Below are 19,266 nucleotides of genomic sequence, written 5' to 3'. Positions count from 1 at the left end.
ATAAGAAAATATCCTACTCCGCTTTGTTGAATTTTAAAAGCAATAAGCTGTCCTGATAAAGTTCTAAACTGGAATCTGTTACCACATATTTATTCACTTTTTGCAAAGCTCCGAGGTAATTGTTTTCAACACTCATATTTTCGCAGGCCATTTTTGTAGAACCAACTCCTGAAGGTGTAAACGTTCCTGACTGTGCATCCATCGCCACAGTTCCGAAAAATCTGTTACAGCCACCGTTTCCGTTGATTTTGCTGCCTTCAATGTTCAATGTTGGCACCGTTCCTTTTACCTTGTCAGCCAAAACCCATTTGGTATTGGAGATAGAAGCCTGTGTTTTACCTACTTTCGATGAAGAAGAACTTCCTCCCATCGTTCCGCAGGAAACAATCGTCGCAGCTCCCAAAAGACCTAAGATATACTTTTTCATTTTTTTAAATTTTATTAATTCAAATTTAGGGAAAATAAATTGTCTGCCCGAAATTTAGTTGATTAAATCATCCTCGTCTTTCACTTCCAAAATGTATTCCAAGCCATCGATAGCACGGGAAATAATTTGATTTTTCAAAACTCCCGCCATATTATCCCAATATCTTTTGCCGTAGAAAGCATAATTCTGTGGGATAATTGTAATCTGGACTGTTCGGATGAAACCTTCTTTTGGCTTACTGCTGATCATCGTTCCGCGCGTCACCCGAATTTCCTTCAGTTCATCTTTCAATACCATTTCGCAATAATTTTTCACATCCTGAATGGTAATAATTTTGTCGGTTGATGTTAAAGCAAATTTAAAAGCCTGAATGCTGTCTGTCCCCGTCTGCTCTTCTGCCCCTCCCAAACTTTCTGTGAGAAGCGTCATAAACTGTGATTTTTTCTGATTTGAAAGTTCTGTTCCCGGTCTCATTTGATTGGCCAAAGTACAGTTGGTGTACCAAAAAGCCGCAAAAGTATGCTTTGAATTTTCCAGAGGCTCAAGAATCACGTAATTAAAATCCTGTCTGGTATTTTGTCTTACGTTATTGATTTTCTGCATCATGGTTTTCATCTGCCCGGAAATTTCATTGAGAACCGTTTTCACATTGTCTCTGTTTAAAAGAGAAAATGCCGTGATTTCGTCTCTTGTCAATTCCAGAACATTGGCAATCATATCGACAGCATTTCGGTTGTTGAAACGCTCCATTCCGCCTTTTCTTACGGTATAAAGTCCTTTTTTCAAATGATCATTCGGAGTAAACGGAATTTCCTGATAATAGTTTCCATCGCCGTCCTGCACTTCATCTACGTAAAGAAAATGCTCGCCGACATCGGTAATGAGAGGAATATTGTTTCCCATCACATCCAAACTGTATTCGGTTTTTTTCCAGCCTCTGTTGTACACCGGAAAAGCATTTAAAACAAAAGAAAAATTATCTAAAATCTCAGCAGTAAACTGTGGTGGAAATTTTATGGTCAGCCAAAGCATATTTTTACCTGAAACAAAATTCTGAAGAGATTCAAGTTCAGATAAATGCTGAATTTCCTGAGGAAGAACATTTTCAAGCAAAAGTTTGTCAGAAAGTCCAATAATTTCTATAAATTTCTGTTCGTAAATATTCTTAAGTGAAGTCTTAATTTTAGTTCTGATCGACTGTTCGTTAAAGATTTCTTCATAACCCTGATACGAAACATTCTTCTCATAGGAAAGACCGCCACGCACGGCAATTTCATTTCCATTGGAAGTAATTTCGGTAAACGGTAATAGTTTAAAAACATAATCCAGATGCTCAAAAGAAGGATTTGAGCAGTACAGACTCAAATGTTTCGGGAACTTCTCACCTTTCAAATGGCTTGCATCGATTCCGATGGTGATTTTTCGGTAGTCTTCAATCTTACTCTGAATTCTCCCCATTGGGATTTTATTGAGCTTCTCATCGATGCCATAGCAGGTGTTACCAACAATCATCACTGAAGTCTGCAATTTGTTTAAAACAACAGAATCTATCGGCGTAAACGGAATACTTACCTGTCTGTCAGACTCGCCTTTGATGCTGGAAGCAATTGTTTTCTTGAAAAAAAACTCGGTATGCTCCCAGAGTTTTTCCGAAATTTCAGAAGGGTTCACAAAGGCAATCGCGTGTGCCGGAAAAGGATGGGTGTAAATATTTGGAGTAAGAAGTTTGGAAAGTTTCTCTAGAATACGGCTGTTCACCGACTGTACTTCGTTGTTGGTTTTAAATATTTCGGTACTGAAAGCATCGATCAGCAATTTCACAAAAGGATCCAGAGACTGCGGACTTTTTACGCCCCAGATTTTGGTAGCGTTCTGCAACATTCGTGCTTTTACAGATTCTTTTGAATATATATTTTGATCCAGATTCATAAATGTTTTTGAAAAAAATTAAAAATAATTAAACAGAAAAAGCCTTAGTCAATAGACATCGGGCTGAGAAAAATTTCGGTGGCAAAACTGTAGCGCTCGCCACTGGCCTCCATGCGGGCATTGACGGCAATTTTCACCTTCTTTTTGATTTCTGTATGCTCTTTGGTATCGTAATTATGCTCTACAAATTCGAGGTGAGCATCTACTTTTGCATCTACAATTCTGGGTTCGTAGACTCTGATCTGCTGTCTGAGACTGTTGATAAAAATGGTTTCCCACATTCCGGAGCTTACGCCGTTATCAAATTCAAGATTCCAGACTTCGTTTCCGTAGTTGTCATCATAACGGTTTTCGCCTTTTTTTGTAGTAATCAACAGCATGATGTTGTGGGCAATACTTTCGGCTTCATCGCATGTATCCACACTTCCGCCCTCTACCATCAAACTGTCCGGAGAAAAGGGCATTCTGTAATTGGTTTTATCCATAAACTGACTTCATATTTATTAAGGAATTGGTTATACCAAAATAAACATTTTTTATGAAAAATCAAACATCCTTTTTGCTGGAATTGATGAAGTAATAAATAGGAAGACCAATCAGCACCAAAAGCAATCCGGGCCACGTGTACTGGGTTTTAAAAAACAAAAGAAGTACACAAAAGGCAGTACCAATCACCAGATAAACAAGCGGTGTCACAGGATAAAGCCATGTTTTGTATGGTCTTTCAAGTTCAGGCTTTTTAAATCTTAAATAAATCACCCCGAAAACGGTAATCATGTAGAAAAGAACGATAACAAATGAAATCATATCAAGCAGATTCCCGTACTGACCGCTCAGACAAAGAACGCTCGCCCAGACTCCCTGCATCCACAAAGCATTTTCCGGCACCTGATTTTTGTTGTTTTCGGAAGCCGATTTAAAAAACATTCCGTCTTTTGACATGGTCTGAAAAACTCTTGCACCTGATAAAATAAGTCCGTTATTACAGCCAAATGTTGAAATCATCACAAGCAAAGCGATAATCAAAGTTCCTGTATTTCCGAAAATTGCCAGTGCTGATGAAACTGCCACTCTGTCGTCCGCTGCAAAAGCGATTTGATCTCGTGATAAAGTTGAAAGATAAACCATGTTCACTGCCAGATAAAGCACCATCACCGCCGAAGTTCCGAAAATCATTGATCTTACAACATTTTTCTTTGGATTTTCAATTTCACCTGAAACGAAAGTCACGCTTTCCCAAGCCACAGAACTGAAGACGGCTCCCACCATTGCCGATGCGATTCCACCAAAAAGCGTTAGACCTGAAACTGATTTCCAACCTGTTTGAAGAAAATTTCCTAAAGAATCTTTTTCTAAATTATTAAATGCATTTAAGCCTCCACTGAAATTTTCTGATAAGTAACTGTTGCTTACAAAGAAAATTCCAGCCACAATAATTCCTATTAACGCTAAAATTTTTGATCCTGTGAAAAGGTTTTGTAAAAATTTACCGCTTTCCACACCTTTTGTATTAATGAAAGTGAGCAGCATAATCACGACAATCGCCAGAATCTGAATGAAGGTGATTTTAAATTCTCCTTGCTGAAAAATGGGTTGAGCGTTATTTAAAGCAGGAATCAAATACGCTGTAAATTTTCCGAAAGCTACCGCCACTGCGGCAATTGTTCCGGTTTGTATCACAGAAAAAAGTCCCCATCCGTATAAAAAACCAATCCTTCTTCCGAAAATTTCTTTTAAATAGACGTACTGTCCGCCGGCTTTCGGAAATATCGCTGACAGTTCGCCATAGCTGATTGCTGCCGCCACCGTCATCACACCGGTGATAATCCAGACGATCGCGAGCCACCAGCCGGAGCCAAGATTTCTCATGATATCTGAGCTGACGATAAAGATTCCGCTTCCGATCATTGAACCCATTACGAGCATGATGGCGTCCCAAAGTTTTAGTTTTTTCTGCATTTAGTTTTGTAAAACGTAAATATAATTAAAAGTTTAGTGTTTGGTCATAAAAAAAGACTGCTCTTGCGAACAGTCCTGTATTTAAATATGAATCTTATTTCTAAGATCTCAATTCTGCATTGAATTCTTTCTGGAAAGACTTAATTAAAGAATCCATCACAGAAGCAATTTCTTTTTCTTCCAAAGTTTTTTCTTCATTTAAAAGTTCAAAACTCATGGCATAAGATTTCTTGCCTTCAGGAAGATTTTTCCCTTCATAAACGTCAAATAGATTGATGTTTTTGATGTACGGCGACTTATTCTTTTTCGCAGTCTGATAAAGATCCTGATACTGAACATTTTTATCAATCAGCAAAGCCAAGTCTCTTCTTATTTTATTGAATTTCGGAATATCTTTAAACTTCAGTTCGTTTTCAGATCTTAATTTTTGAGCCAATTCCAGTTCGATTTCTGCGTAGAAACAATCCTGATCGACATCAAAATCTTTCAGCATCTGATGAGCCACCTTCCCTATTTTCACCAAAGTTTCGCCATTGCACTCGTATTCCAAAGCATCAGAAAATCTTTCGTCAGATGAAGCAATCTCTTTGTAATCAATCGCTAATTTTTCAAGTAAAACTTTTACATAAGCTTTCAGATTATAGAAATCTGTCGCTGATTTTGGCTGAAGCCAGTTTTCTGCAACATTTCTTCCCGAAACTAAAACCGCAAGCTGTTTTCTCTCTTCGTATTTCTCCTTTTTATGATAAATTTTACCAAATTCAAAAAACTTGATATCCTGATTTTTTCTGTTGATATTGTAAATTGCATTTTGTAAAAGCCCTTCCAGTAAAGACTTTCTCATAAATGCCAAATCGTTGCTAAGAGGATTTAATAATTTTACAGCATCTGTTTCATCTTTTACAGAAGTCAAAGAATTGTTCATTACTTCATTGAAACCTAAGCTCTGAAGCGTTCTTGCCCACGAATTTTCAAGCTCGTCCTGATCTTTTGCATTTAATTTAACAGGAGTAAACGAAATTTTTTGCGGAGCATCAATTTTGTTGTAACCGTAGATTCTTAAAAGTTCTTCAATAATGTCGATTTCCCTCGTCACATCGGCTCTGTACGCAGGTACCGAAACTTCAAAACCATTCTGAATTTCGTTTAAAACCTGAATATCAAGTGCTTTTAAAATCTCTTTTACTTTTTCTCTGTGAATTTTTGTTCCTAAAATCTGCTCGATTTTTGAGAATCTGATGATCACATAACTGTCTTTGATTTTCTCAGGATATTCCTCAAGAATTTCTCCAACCAACTTACCTTCAGCCAATTCAGTAATTAACTTAACAGCATGCGTAAGTGCAGTTCTTGTAATATTCGGATCAACACCTCTTTCAAATCTGAATGATGCGTCGGTGTTTAAACCGTGTGCTTTTGCTGCTTTTCTTACCGCAACCGGATTGAAATAAGCACTTTCAAGGAAAATTGTCTTTGTCTCCGCGGAAACTCCGGAATTTAAACCTCCGAACACTCCGGCAATACACAAAGGATTATCATTTCCGTCTTTGATGATGATTTCTGAGCCATTTAAAGTTCTTTCAACACCATCTAAAGTCGTGAATTTTGTCCCTTCAACAACGGTTCCTACTTTCACTTTTTTGCCTTCAATTTTATCAGCATCAAAAGCATGAAGCGGCTGTCCAAGGCCATGAAGAATATAATTTGTAATATCTACAATATTGTTGATTGGGCTCAGTCCGATAGCTTTTAATCTGTCTTTCAGCCACGATGGAGATTCTGCAACCTTCACGTTTTCAATCACAGCACCGATGTATCTCGGTGTGAGTTCTGTATTTTCAACTTCAAGTGAGAAGCTGTGTGAACCTTCATTATTCAATACTTCAGAAGAAACTTTATTGAATTCCGACTTCTGCTGGTTGGTTGAAAGGTAGGCAAAAAGATCTCTCGCCACGCCGTAATGTGACATTGCATCAGTTCTGTTCGGCGTTAAACCGATTTCAAAAACTTCATCATTTGCAAGATCGAAATATTCTGCAAACTTCTTTCCTACTTCGTATTTGGCTTCATCCAAAACCATGATTCCGCCGTGATCATCGCTCAGTCCCAGCTCGTCTTCAGCACAAATCATCCCCTGTGAAACTTCACCACGGATTTTTGCTTCTTTAATTTCAAAAAAGCTTCCGTCTTTGGCGTAGATTTTCGTTCCCACAACAGCCACAGGTACAGTTTGACCTTCAGCCACATTTGGAGCACCACAAACGATGTTCAGAATTTTTCCTGTTCCGACGTCTACAGTGGTTTTGTTTAATTTGTCAGCATTGGGATGTTTTTCGCAGGTCAAAACTTTTCCTACGACAATTCCTTCAAGGCTGCCTTTAATGTTTTCAAATTTTTCTATTCCTTCAACCTCAAGACCAATATCGGTAAGAAATTCGCCGATTCTCTCGGTTTTAATATCTGTTTTGATAAAATCTTTAAGCCAGTTATTTGATATTTTCATTAATGATGAATTTGAAATTTAAGCTTTAAAAAAAGAAATGTAAAGCCATTTTTTATGTCAACAAATATCGTGTTTTTTTAAGAATTGCCGAAATAATTTAACTCATAAAAAAACACAAAAAAAAAAGGCTTTGGATAACCAAAACCTTTTATATTCAATTAAATTTTAATCTTACAATCCGATCACCGGCATTGAAAGCATTAAGATATTTTCGTTTTCTTCCAAACCATCCAATGGCTCGATGATTCCAGGTCTGTTTGGCTGCGACATTTTCATGGTAATATCGTCTGCACTTAAAATCCCCAACATTTCTGTCAAAAATTTTGAACTGAAACCGATATTGATGTCTTCCCCATTGTAGTCACAAGGAATCTGCATGTCTGCTTTGTTTGCATATTCTGTATCTTCTGCGTGAAGATGCAAAATGTTACCTGAAAGTTTAAATCTAACCTGGTTTGTAGATTTATTAGACATAATCGAAGCTCTTTTGATAGCACTTAACAAAAGATTCCTGTTGATCGTCAGTAAATTTGGATTTTCTTTCGGGATTACCGCAGTATAATTTGGGTATTTGCCGTCGATTAATCTACAGATCCAGATATTTTTATCAAAAGTAAATTTAGCCATATTGTCATTAAATTCAATGACAACATCTCCGTTAGAGCTTGCTAAAATATTTTTGAAAATATTCAGAGGTTTTTTAGGCATGATGAATTCCATTGGCTCGGCATTCATCAAATCAGTTCTTTTGTAAACAACCAATCTGTGGGAATCTGTAGAAACAAAATTTGTTTCGTTTTCACCAAACTGGAACAAAACTCCAGTCATTACCGGACGGAGAGAATCGTTGCTGGTTGCAAAGAGTGTGTTGGTTAAAGCTTCAGATAAAACTCCGGCAGGCATAGTCACGCTTTGCGCAGATTCAAATTCCGGAAGTTCAGGATAATCGTCTGCGTTGTCTAATGCAACGGCAAAATTATCTTTCTCATCTAAAATCTCAAGTTGGCTGCCAGTTCCTTCTGCATTGTCTTTTACAACAAGCGTCAGCGGCTGTTCGCCATACGTTTTAATAAAATCCTGAAAAATTTTCGCAGGAACCGCAAATTTACCTGAATCATCAGACTTTACATCCAATGAAGTGACCAAAGTTGTTTCGCCGTCAGACGCGGTTATGGTAAGGTTATTTTCGTTTAACTCAAAAAGATAGTTTTCTAAAATCGGTCTCGACTGAGAACTTGATATTACGCCACTTACAGTTTGCAATGCTTTCTGAAGTTCACCACTTGAAATAATAAATTTCATATGTAGATTATTATTGTTTTTAATAGGTCATATGTAATCGCAAAACTAAAACAAAAGTTTATTTTAGAAAACAAACGCAATTTCATAGATTTAAAATAAGTTTTTACAAATATAACAAATAGAAAACAGATGGAAAAGAATAATTCTCAGAGTTATTAACATACATCAAATAATTCGCTTTCATTGGATGCGGAATTGCGGGCAATACTCGTTTTAAGATCGATGCTTCGGCTAAAGTTCTTATTTTTGTTTAAATTTAAAATAATGCGCAAGCCTCCTGTCCATAAAAGTTTATCAAATGCATTCAGAGGTGTTTTTCTGATGTTGAAATCTGAAAGAAATTTTCAGCTTGAAGTTTTGGCGTTGCTTATTAATATCTTTTTGATTTTTTATCTGAAACTTTCCAATCTGGATACTGTTTTGGTTCTTTCAGTTTCTTTTGGGGTTTTGAGTGCTGAGATTTTCAACACAGCTATTGAGAGAATATGTGATTTTATTCAACCTGAATTTGACAGGAGGATTGGTTTTATAAAAGATATTTCTGCGGGTGCAGTGGTTTTAATGGCTATTCTTTCTGTGATTGTGGGAATTTTGGTGTATTGGAAGTATATTTTTGCGTGAAGTTTTGTCGCACAGATTTCACAGATTTTCACAGATCATCGCGTTATAAAAATGGTAAAATTCGTTTCAAAATTCACTCTAAAATCAGCGAAATATTTTTGTGTGATTCTATAATTTCAATTAAAATTTCAAATAAGCTCTGCCCTTTTCCGGCAATTAAATCATCCAGTTTTTGTTGAGCCAGATTGATATTGAAAGGCTTTCCCTGTTTGATCTTATTTTCATAAAATTCTTTCGTTGCTTCAAAACCTAAATCAGCTTTTGATTTTTCAGATTCTTTCCAGATAATTTCTCCCTGAAACCCATATAGAATGTCATCAAATCCGTCGAGCGTTCCTACTTTCCAGTCTTCATCTTTTATTAAAATCTGAGAAACTTCTTCGTAGAAACCTGATAAATCAGAAAAATGGCTGCCATTGATGACAGCCGGTTTTTTGTTATTTTTATTTGAAGTATCCAAATTAATATAAATATTTCAACAAGTCGTTATCTGGAAACCTAACGGGTTTTGAAAACCCGTTAGGTTTGATAGTTGTATTTAAACTAAGTATTTTTAAAGCCAAAAGCAAATTGCCAAAAGCCGTCTGCTTACTTAAAGTACTCCACTCCGTTTTTAAAGATATTGTGATAATTCGCCGATGGAATATTTTTCATTAGGCCTTCTGCAAAACGTTCAGGGTGACCCATTCTACCATAGATTTTTCCACACGGACTTGTTATTCCTTCAATACCGAACAAGGAGTTGTTTGGATTAAACGGCATTCCGTGAGCAATGTTTCCATCTAAATCTAAATATTGAGTAGCAATCTGTCCGTTCTCGTACAGCTTCTGAATTTCAGCTTCCGAAGCCATAAAACGACCTTCTCCATGAGAAATTGGAATAGTAAAAACCTGATCTTTCATTCCTTTTAACCAAGGAGATTCGTCATTTAATACTTTCACATTGACCATTTGAGAAATGTGTCTTCTGATCGCGTTGTGAGCTAACGTCGGAGAATTTTCATCCAGATCCTTAATTCTTCCGTAAGGCAACAATCCTGATTTTACCAAAGCCTGAAAACCGTTACAGATTCCGATGATCATTCCGTCTCTGTCGAGCAGTTCGTGAACAGCATTTTTCATCTTTTCATTCTTCAAAACATTCACGATAAACTTAGCAGAACCATCCGGTTCATCACCCGCAGAGAAGCCTCCAGAGAAAGCTAAAATTTGCGACTGTTTAATTTCTTTTACCCACGCATCGATGCTTTCGTCAAGCAACTGATGATTGATATTAATTAGAGGCAAACTGCTAACAATTGCACCTTCTTTTTGGAAAGCATTTAGCGTGTCATACTCACAATTTGTTCCTGGGAAAATTGGTAAGAAAACTCTTGGCTGAGCAATTCCGTGCTTTTTAATTTGAATATTTCTAGGGTTGATTGAGTTCAGTTTTGAATCCAATTCAACTGTTATTTTTTCTTTTTCAACTGTTGAGAAAAGGTTTTCAAAAGTTTTTGTATTTGCTTCAAGTAATTTTTCGACTTCAAAATTTAAACCACTGATTTTGAGAATATTTGAATTTTCAACTTCACCGATTAGTTGAAGATCAACAGAACTAACTTCTTCGGTCGATTCGATGATTAAACTTCCAATATTTTTAGCTAATAAAACACTCTTGTCAGTAACATTTATTTCAGCGCCCAACCTGTTTCCGAAACTCATTTTTGCTAAAGCAACTGCAACTCCGCCTTCTTTGATTGTCTTCACAGAAACCACTTTTCCAGCCTTGATGTTTTCAAAAATAAGTTCGTAAACATCTTTCAATTTATCATAGTTTGGAAGTCCGTTTTCCTGCGGAATATGATTGAAGAAATACAGTTTGTTTCCTGCCTGTTTAAATTCCGGAGAGATGACATTTTTCTTTTCTCCGTTAGCACAAGCGAAAGAAATCAATGTTGGCGGAACATTCAAATCCTGATATGTTCCACTCATTGAATCTTTACCTCCGATTGCTGCTAAACCGAAGTTAATCTGAGCATCATAAGCACCCAAAAGAGACGCCAAAGGCTTGCCCCATTTTTCAGGATTCTGACCTAGTTTCTCAAAATATTCCTGAAAACTGAATCTGATATTTTTATAATCGCCACCCATTGCGACGATTTTCGCAACGCTTTCAACGACTGCATAAGAAGCTCCCAATAAAGAGTTTTGCTTTGAAATTTCAGCATCAAATCCCCAACTTGCCAAAGACACGGTTTCGATATCTTTTGCGCCTAAAATCGGCAGCGTCTGAGCACTTCCTTCCATTAAAGTCTGCTGGTATCTCCCACCTAAAGGCATCGCAACCGTAGTCGCACCAATAGAAGAATCGAACATTTCCAATAAACCTTTTTGAGAGGCTACATTCTTATCGCTTAATATTTTTAAGAAATTCTCTTCGTTAAAAGTCTGTGCTTCTTCTTTTAATTCATTAAGATGCGTGATCTTAACTTCCTGACTTTTAGAACATCCGTTCGTATCGAGAAATTCTCTTGAAAGATCAACAATTTTATCTCCTTTCCAGAACATCTGCATTCTTCCGGAATCTGTCACTTTTGCCACTTCAACAGCCACAATGTTTTCAGCTTCACAGAATTTGATGAACTGTTCTTTGTCTTTTGGTTCAACTACAACCGCCATTCTTTCCTGAGATTCAGAAATGGCAAGCTCGGTTCCATTTAAACCTTCATATTTTAAAGGTAAAACATCAAGATTAACTTCCAAAGAATCAGCGATTTCTCCGATAGCAACAGAAACACCTCCAGCTCCAAAGTCATTTGATTTTTTGATTAATCTCGTTACTTCAGGATTTCTGAATAGTCTTTGGATTTTACGTTCTTCAACGGCATTTCCTTTCTGAACTTCAGAACTCATTGTGTGAATGGAAGTCTCGTCCTGCTCTTTTGAACTTCCGCTTGCTCCGCCAACACCGTCACGACCTGTTGCACCTCCTAAAATAATGATTGAGTCGCCAGCTTCAGGCTTTTCACGTCTCACCCAATCCACAGGAACGGCGCCGGCAACGAAACCAACTTCCATTCTTTTTGCTTTGTAGCCTTCGTCGTAAATCTCAGAAACCATCGTAGTCGCCAAACCGATTTGGTTACCGTAAGAAGAATATCCGTTTGCTGCCTGTTTTGTGATTGTTTTCTGAGGTAATTTGCCTGGTAAAGTTTTGTCAACCGGTTCCAAAACATCAGCAGCTCCAGTTAATCTCATCGCCTGGAAAACGAAAGAACGTCCCGACAAAGGATCTCTGATCGCACCACCTAAACACGTTGATGCACCACCAAATGGTTCGATTTCTGTTGGGTGGTTGTGTGTTTCGTTCTTAAATAATAAATACCAAGGTTCTTTTTTACCATCGTATTCAGCTTCGATCTGGATGGTACAGGCGTTGATTTCATCTGAAACCACCAAATTTTCAAGCTTTCCAGTTTTACTAAAATATCTTCCGCAAACTGTTGCCAGATCCATTAGAGAAATGGGCTTCAGTTCACGTCCTAAGAATTTTCTTTTTTCGATATAATCATTGAAAATCGTTTCCAATGTATGTTTAAACTGTCCTTCAAACTCAATATTTGACAGTTCTGTTTCAAATGTGGTGTGACGGCAGTGGTCGCTCCAGTATGTATCCAAAACTTTCAGTTCCGTTTCCGTAGGATTTCTCTGTTCAGTTTTAAAATATTCCTGAATGAATTTTAAATCATCCAAGCCTAAAGCAAAACCGTGATTGTTAAAGAATTCTTCCAGCTGAGCATCATCAAAATTGATAAAACCTTCGTGAACAATCACTTTAGATGGGGTTTCTTCAGCAGGAATATCTAAAATTGATAAATCTTTCTCCTGAGATTCCACTTTATTGATGAGAAGATCTTTGATTTTAATCAAGTCAGATTCGGAAACACCTTCAAACTCGATGAGTTTACCGCTTCTTACTTTGGACTTCTCATTCTCAGTCAGTAAAGCGATACATTGCTGAGCAGAATCGGCACGCTGATCGTACTGTCCAGGTAAAAACTCCAGTGCGAAATGAGTTCCTTTTGCAGGATTTTCTTCGATCAGGATATCAGTAACCGGATCGACAAATGTGCTGTTTACCACTTTTTCGAATTCACCATCATTTAAACCAAAAATATCGTAAACGTTGTACACTTTTACGCTTTGGATTGACGGAACCACCGCTTTTACTTCATCAAAAATTTTTGGACTTTCTACATCGAAAATTCCTCTTTTTTCTACGAAAATTCTTTTATTCATTTTTATAGATATGAGATTTTAGTTTTCATCCTAAAATCATTTATTAGATTTATTAATTTTATTGAGATGAAAAATAAGTTTATTTAGTAACATTCATCACATTTTCAACTTCTTCTATTAATTTCTGCTTATCAGGCAAAACAGTAATATACTTTGAGGCAAAAAGATTATTTTCACACCCTCCTAAAATATATTCTGCCGTAATTTCATATTTTTCGGTACACAAAATAATTCCGATGGGTGGATTATCATTTTCATCATTCACTTCTGTCTTGTAATAATTGAGATAGGTATTCAGTTGCCCGCCGTCTGAAATATTTAATTTTGTGGTTTTCAATTCTACTAAAATATAGCATTGCAAAATTTTGTTATAGAAAACCATATCAACGTAATAATGTGTATTGTTGATAGTTACTCGTTGCTGCGAACCTACGAACATAAAACCTTTTCCCAATTCTAAAAGAAAATCTTCTATATGGCGAATGAGTTTTTTCTCCAAATCTTTTTCAAGCAAAGGTTTATTTTCCGGTATTCCGAGAAACTCAAAAACATAAGGACTTTTGAGAATATCTTCAGCCTTATTAAGTTCCTGTCCCTTTTTTGAAAGCTCAAAAACCTTTTCTTTGTTAGACTTTCCTTGAGACAGCAAAAGTCTTTCATAAAGAGAACTGTCAATTTGTCTTTTCAGTTCCCGAATCGACCAATGCGCATTCACCGTTTCTTTTTCGTAAAAACTTCTTTTGTTTTTATCTTCAATGATGAGTAATTCACAAATATGCGTCCAGGTAAGTTGTATAGATGACAATGAGAGTTCTTCAGACTGTCCAGTCGCTGACTGGACACTTGAGTATTCTAAATAAAACTTCCTCATATTGAATAAATTAGAACGGGAAAACCCTTTTCCAATTTCTTTCGTCAATAGTTTAGATAATTTTAGAATAATCTGTCTTGATGTGGAATAATCAATATTATTTCTTCTTTCCGCTTCCACAATTTCTTTCCCAATTTCCCAATAGGTAAGGATCAATTCTTTATTTATTCTTTGATAAGTATTTGCCCGAGCTTTGAGAACAATAAATTTAATGTTCTCAATCAGATTTTCATCAATGGCAGACAAATGATTATCTTCTTTCATAAATTTCTTAAGGTCAGAGTCTCTTTATAATCTTTCTATCATTTTGAAGTGTTATTCAACTAAAATACAAGACTTTACTATAAAATTAAATATGCAGCCCAAAGACTGCACAATATTTATACTTTAAGGTCAGATTCTAAACCAATCAATTCTCTGTTCACATCCAGAATCGGCTGAACTTCATTGGCAATGAATTCTTCAGTCTGAATTGGTGCAAAACCGATAAAGTTTTTCGGGTCGAGAACTTCTTTTAATTTTGATTTGTCTAATTTCAACGAATTATCGTTTAAAATTCTTTCAATCAAATCGTTTTCCTTACCTTCTTCTTTTACCTGCTTGGAAGCTTCCATAGAGTGAACTCTGATCACTTCGTGGATTTCCTGACGGTCGCCACCAGCTTTCACTTCTTCCATGATGATGTATTCTGTCGCCATGAAAGGAAGTTCTTCCATAATATGTTTGTTGATTCTGTTTGGATACACCACGATTCCATTCATAATGTTGTTCCAAATCAATAAAATTGCATCAACCGCCAAGAATGCTTGAGGAATTGTCAATCTTTTGTTTGCAGAATCGTCCAATGTTCTTTCAAACCATTGTGTTGAAGCGACCATTGCGGAACTCGTTGTCAAAGACATTACGTATTTTGCCAACGCTCCGATTCTTTCACTTCTCATTGGATTACGCTTGTAAGCCATTGCAGATGAACCGATTTGGTTTTTCTCGAATGGTTCTTCAACTTCTTTCAAATTTTGAAGCAAACGCAAATCGTTGGTAAACTTATGTGCAGATTGTGCGATATTTCCTAATAAAGCCACCACTTTCGCATCGATTTTTCTGTCGTAAGTCTGACCCGAAACTCCGAAAACTTTTTCGAAACCGAATCTTTTTGATAATTCTTTATCTAAATGTTTTACTTTAGAATAATCGCCGTTGAAAAGCTCAAGAAAACTTGCAGCCGTTCCGGTTGTTCCTTTTACCCCTCTGAATCTTAATGTTTCTAAGAAAAAATCCAATTCTTCTATGTCAAGAACCAAACTCTGTAGCCAAAGTGTTGCTCTTTTTCCGACAGTTGTTAACTGAGCCGGCTGAAAATGTGTGAATCCTAAAGTTGGAAGGTCTTTGTACTGAATTGCAAAATCAGAAAGATTTTTCATTACGTTGACCAACTTTTTCTTTAAAATTAAAAGTCCGTCACGGATTTGAATTAAATCTGTATTGTCTCCTACAAACGCTGAAGTTGCTCCCAAGTGAATAATTCCCTTTGCTGAAGGCGCGACATCACCATAAGCGTGAACGTGAGCCATCACATCATGACGGAATTTCTTCTCGTATTCAGCAGCTTTATCGTAATCGATATTGTCAACATTGGCCTTCAACTCTGCAATTTGCTCGTCTGTAATATCAAGACCCAGGTCTTTTTCAATCTCAGCCAAAGCGATCCAAAGCTTTCTCCAGTTCTGGAATTTGTTGTTGTGAGAAAAGTTAAACAACATCTCTTCGCTTGAATAGCGTTCTTCCAAAGGATTTTTGTAGGAATTCATTCTTTATTTTTACTTTTTTATAGATATGCAAAAGTAAGATTTTTTGATGAGAATTGAAAGAGGTTTTAAAAACTATAACTGGCGGAATTTTAAGTGAAAAGATGATGTATATTTTGATTTTTTCAACATAGCAAGTGCAAAACTTTTGCGTGTATTATTATATCCGAAAAGGCTTTGCGCATTTAACCACAAAGAGCACTATGAATTTCACAAGGAACACTGGAAATTTGTGAACTTAGTGAAAAACCTTTGTTTTCATTGTGCAAAAAACAAATGATACAAAAGGTTTTTAAACATAAACTCAGTACAATTTTCCAGAAAAAAACGTCGCAGAAAAACTGCGACGTTCAAAAAAGAAATGTTTTTTAGTAAGTATATAAATAAAATGTTTGGTCTATTTTATGGTCCACATCGAACCGTTTTTTGTGGTTGTCTTCTCCAGTTTTCCCTTTGAAGTCAGTTCGTTCAGCATTTTTTCGCTGTCTTTTCTTCCGTTTCCGGAAAGTTCTGTAAACTCTTTTGCAGTTAATGAACTGTATTTTTTAAATAACGATTTCCAGTCTTTTGCAAATTCAGATTTTTCAGCTTTTGGATTAACTGTAAGAATTGCAGTTTCGTAAAAAGGATAAGGTTTTGAACCGTAAACCATTTGTTTTTCGCCTTTATTATTCACAAAAAAGATAGTGGGAAATCCTCTTACACCCAATTCTCTCGCCATTTTAAGATCATCTTCAAATAGCGTTTTTGCTTTACCTTCAAAATCTGATTTTAACTGTTTTACATCAAGGCCCACTTTTTCAGCAGCCAAAGCCATATTTTCCCATTTGGCGATGTTCTTCTTTTTTAGGAAAACCAATTCTCTCAGTTCTCTCATAAAAAGAATAGCCTTTTCCTCGCTCTGCAACTGCGCTGCTTTGAAAGCAATCGATGGTGGATAGGAAGAATCCAAAGGATCCTGCAACCATACATCACCATCAATCGGCATGTCGTAGTAACCGCTTACTTCATCCCAGTGATGGGCGACATCAGACGGTTTGCTGATGCCTCCACTATTGTAGCTCCAGTCTGGCAGAAGTCCGCCCATGTGGTATTCTACGTCGATTTCTTTTCCGTATTCGAGTTTCATTTTTCTCAACTGAGGCTCGATTCCCCAGCAGGATGAACAGATTGGGTCTGTAAAATAGATTACTTTGACAGATTTTTCGGTTGTATCAATAGTTACTGAACCGTTTTCTTCACTTCCCGAAACTCCACAAACTCCTGTTTCAGGGTCGCAAAGAAGTGGGTTGTTTGTCTGTGTACTCATTTTCTTATTCTTTTTTTTGTCGGTCTGACCACTGCAGGATAAAGACAGGATGCTCAGGCTGCAGATGATCAAATTTCTATAAAATCTCATTAGAAATTCTCTTACTTCAGCAAATCTAAGACAATGAAAATTCTAAAATACCATGAGTTTCACTTTGGAAACCGGTTTCCTCGAAGAAACTACCTATCTGAAAATTTGTATCTTTGAACTCTAAATAAAAACAATATGAAAAAAACATCAACCGTCAACAATAACGCTATCTGCAAGCATCGCATGAATGCAATAAAAGATACTGTAGAACTGCTTTCAGGCAAATGGAAATTCCATATTGTGGGGACGCTTTTGCAGAGTAATAAGATGAGATTTATGGATCTGCTCCGTGAAGTGGACGGAATTGGCGCAAAAATGCTTTCAAAAGAACTTCAGGATCTGGAGATGAATCATTTGATTACAAGAGAAGTTCTGGACACAAAACCTGTCACGGTAGAATACGAAATCACTGAGTTTGGTAAAACTTTGGCTCCGATTATTGATGAAGTGGCGAATTGGGGAATTAATTACAGGACGAGTTTGTATGGGGAGAAAACCAGTTCTACAGAATAATTTAAATATAAATTAGGTAATAACACGAATTTTTTGATTCGTGTTTTTTTTGATTATTGTATTAATTTCTACTTGAAAATTAAATAGTGACAAGAATTAATTTATCTTTGAGTTCATATTAAATTTCTTTATTTTAAAAAATGAGTCAATCTAAAAATTTGCTTTCGGAAATCGATTTTACCAATTTATTTTATGAAAATTTAACCTCAAAAGTTAAAAATATTGATTGTCTTGAAATCAAAGAACTTGAAATTAAAATAATAGATCTTGAAGGAGAAATATATACTCATTTTTTAAATAATGCATTCGCTGAATATAATTATGAACCTTCAGATCTTGATGAAATAATTGACAGATACACAACATCTTCTTCGAACTTATATTATCAAAAAACACCAATTGATGCAAATCATATAATTCCTATCATAAAAGATAAAAGATTTTTTGATGAGTGCTCTAATCTTTATGAAGACTTTTTAAAAAATCACGTTTTTGAAAAATATAATACAGACTTATACATTTTCTACGCAGAAGATAAAGAGGATAGTATTTCTTATTTAACTACTAATGATTTGGAAGTGTTAAATTTAAATGTAAAAGATTTACAAGATTTAGCAGTAAATAACTTAGAATCTTTACTTGAAATTGAACGAAGCGGAGATAGCGGTATTTTTATGCTTCTTGCGGGAGGAAACTATGAATCGAGTTTAATTTTATTCGACATTTGGAACGAAGATAATTTTCCGGTTAATGGAGAAATTATTCTTGCAATTCCCTCCAGAGATTTGGTTTTTATAACAGGGAGTAATGAATTAGAAAATATTGAAAAGCTCAAAAACAGAATTATCGAAATTAATAAAGAAGGAGATCATGTTGTATCTGATAAGCTTTTCATTTTAAAAGATTCACATTTTCAGGTTTTAAACTAAGCAATTATTTTTTAAAATCACTCCTTTTAAACGCATCCACTTTCAAATAAGCATCATTCTTTTCTTTCTCATTTTTATCTGAAATTAAAATTCCGAAAAGATGATCGATTTCGTGCTGGAAGATGACGGCTGTGAAACCTTCAACTATTTCGGTATATTTCTGACCTTTTAAATCAACATATTCCAGCTGGATGACTTTGCTTCGGTAAAACTGACCGTAAAAATCGGAGATGGAAAGATCGCCCTCGGGACCGAGATTCTGAAGTTCAGATTTCCATGTGATGATAGGATTTAGGAAGTATTCCAACGGTTCGCCTTCTTTGTCAAAACGCTGTACCCAGATTACTTTTCTGTTGATACCCACTTGCGGTGCGGCAATGCCTACTCCACCGTCGGTGGATTGAAGCGACGCTTTCATTCTGCTGACCAAAACCGCTGTATTTTTATCAAGCGGATCGATGTCGGCGGAAATATTGAGTAATGTTTGATGTTGATGATCTTCTGTTGTTTGGTAAATAGGTAAAGCGGTCGTAATGTCGCCTTGATTGATGATTTTCAGTTCATCGGGAGTGAATTTCTGGGCGTTGATTAACCCGATGAAAAGTACAAAGAATAAGGAGATTTTTTTCATTTTTGAAGAATGTTGAGCAAATATAGAGCCTGTTTTTTTAAATACAAAGTTTGTCATCCTGAAAGGATCTAAACTTCATATCCATACCTAGATTCC

Annotated in this window: 15 protein-coding genes; 3 read left to right on the top strand and 12 right to left on the bottom strand. The window is 36.1% G+C overall.

The window, feature by feature from the left end; translation table 11 throughout:
• Positions 1-13: 13 nt before the first annotated feature.
• The 6 genes from NG809_RS16615 to dnaN form a co-directional block, all read right to left on the bottom strand.
• Positions 14-427, bottom strand: coding sequence for an META domain-containing protein (locus tag NG809_RS16615; RefSeq protein ID WP_262152390.1), 414 nt, complete (start codon positions 425-427; stop codon positions 14-16).
• 54 nt (positions 428-481) lie between these two features.
• Positions 482-2,356 (bottom strand): type VI secretion system baseplate subunit TssF, encoded by a 1,875-nt coding sequence (locus NG809_RS16610; RefSeq protein WP_262152389.1) that lies wholly within the window; start codon positions 2,354-2,356, stop codon positions 482-484.
• 44 nt (positions 2,357-2,400) lie between these two features.
• Positions 2,401-2,841: a GPW/gp25 family protein gene (locus tag NG809_RS16605; RefSeq protein WP_262152388.1), complete on the bottom strand. Its 441-nt coding sequence runs from the start codon at positions 2,839-2,841 to the stop codon at positions 2,401-2,403.
• A gap of 61 nt (positions 2,842-2,902) precedes the next feature.
• A complete protein-coding gene (locus NG809_RS16600; protein ID WP_262152387.1) occupies positions 2,903-4,315 on the bottom strand; it encodes an APC family permease in 1,413 nt (470 codons plus the stop codon).
• A gap of 100 nt (positions 4,316-4,415) precedes the next feature.
• Positions 4,416-6,818: a phenylalanine--tRNA ligase subunit beta gene (gene pheT, locus NG809_RS16595; protein WP_262152386.1), complete on the bottom strand. Its 2,403-nt coding sequence runs from the start codon at positions 6,816-6,818 to the stop codon at positions 4,416-4,418.
• Between the two features lie 171 nt (positions 6,819-6,989).
• Positions 6,990-8,120, bottom strand: a complete 1,131-nt coding sequence (dnaN, locus tag NG809_RS16590) for a DNA polymerase III subunit beta (protein WP_262152385.1) — start codon at positions 8,118-8,120, stop codon at positions 6,990-6,992.
• Between the two features lie 264 nt (positions 8,121-8,384).
• Here dnaN and NG809_RS16585 point away from each other — a divergent pair, with 264 nt between their 5' ends.
• Entirely contained in the window at positions 8,385-8,741 is a 357-nt protein-coding gene (locus tag NG809_RS16585) for a diacylglycerol kinase family protein (RefSeq protein WP_262152384.1), read from the top strand.
• A 73-nt stretch (positions 8,742-8,814) separates the two neighbouring features.
• On the opposite strand, the gene NG809_RS16580 is transcribed toward NG809_RS16585, so the two are convergent.
• The 5 genes from NG809_RS16580 to NG809_RS16560 form a co-directional block, all read right to left on the bottom strand.
• Positions 8,815-9,201: a ribonuclease inhibitor gene (locus NG809_RS16580; protein WP_262152383.1), complete on the bottom strand. Its 387-nt coding sequence runs from the start codon at positions 9,199-9,201 to the stop codon at positions 8,815-8,817.
• Positions 9,202-9,329: 128 nt separating this feature from the next.
• Entirely contained in the window at positions 9,330-13,022 is a 3,693-nt protein-coding gene (locus tag NG809_RS16575; RefSeq protein ID WP_262152382.1) for a phosphoribosylformylglycinamidine synthase, read from the bottom strand.
• A 79-nt stretch (positions 13,023-13,101) separates the two neighbouring features.
• Positions 13,102-14,157, bottom strand: coding sequence for a PDDEXK nuclease domain-containing protein (locus NG809_RS16570; RefSeq protein WP_262152381.1), 1,056 nt, complete (start codon positions 14,155-14,157; stop codon positions 13,102-13,104).
• Positions 14,158-14,273: 116 nt separating this feature from the next.
• The gene (gene purB / locus NG809_RS16565) at positions 14,274-15,701 is read right to left on the bottom strand and encodes an adenylosuccinate lyase (RefSeq protein WP_262152380.1); all 1,428 of its coding nucleotides are present in this window, start codon (positions 15,699-15,701) and stop codon (positions 14,274-14,276) included.
• 394 nt (positions 15,702-16,095) lie between these two features.
• Positions 16,096-17,007: a ClpXP adapter SpxH family protein gene (locus NG809_RS16560; protein ID WP_262152379.1), complete on the bottom strand. Its 912-nt coding sequence runs from the start codon at positions 17,005-17,007 to the stop codon at positions 16,096-16,098.
• A gap of 225 nt (positions 17,008-17,232) precedes the next feature.
• On the opposite strand from NG809_RS16560, the gene NG809_RS16555 reads away from it, so the two are divergent.
• Together NG809_RS16555 and NG809_RS16550 are read left to right on the top strand one after the other, a co-directional pair.
• On the top strand, positions 17,233-17,610 hold the full coding sequence (locus NG809_RS16555; protein WP_262152378.1) for a winged helix-turn-helix transcriptional regulator: 378 nt from the start codon (positions 17,233-17,235) through the stop codon (positions 17,608-17,610).
• A gap of 140 nt (positions 17,611-17,750) precedes the next feature.
• Positions 17,751-18,539 (top strand): DUF1444 family protein, encoded by a 789-nt coding sequence (locus tag NG809_RS16550; RefSeq protein WP_262152377.1) that lies wholly within the window; start codon positions 17,751-17,753, stop codon positions 18,537-18,539.
• Between the two features lie 4 nt (positions 18,540-18,543).
• Here NG809_RS16550 and NG809_RS16545 read toward each other — a convergent pair whose 3' ends face one another.
• Entirely contained in the window at positions 18,544-19,170 is a 627-nt protein-coding gene (locus NG809_RS16545) for a peptide deformylase (protein ID WP_262152376.1), read from the bottom strand.
• Positions 19,171-19,266: the final 96 nt, after the last annotated feature.

It is taken from the genome of Chryseobacterium foetidum, assembly GCF_025457425.1.
Taxonomy (GTDB): domain Bacteria; phylum Bacteroidota; class Bacteroidia; order Flavobacteriales; family Weeksellaceae; genus Chryseobacterium; species Chryseobacterium foetidum.
Note: the sequence above shows the minus strand (reverse complement) of the source record. Positions and strands in the feature narration are given on the sequence as shown.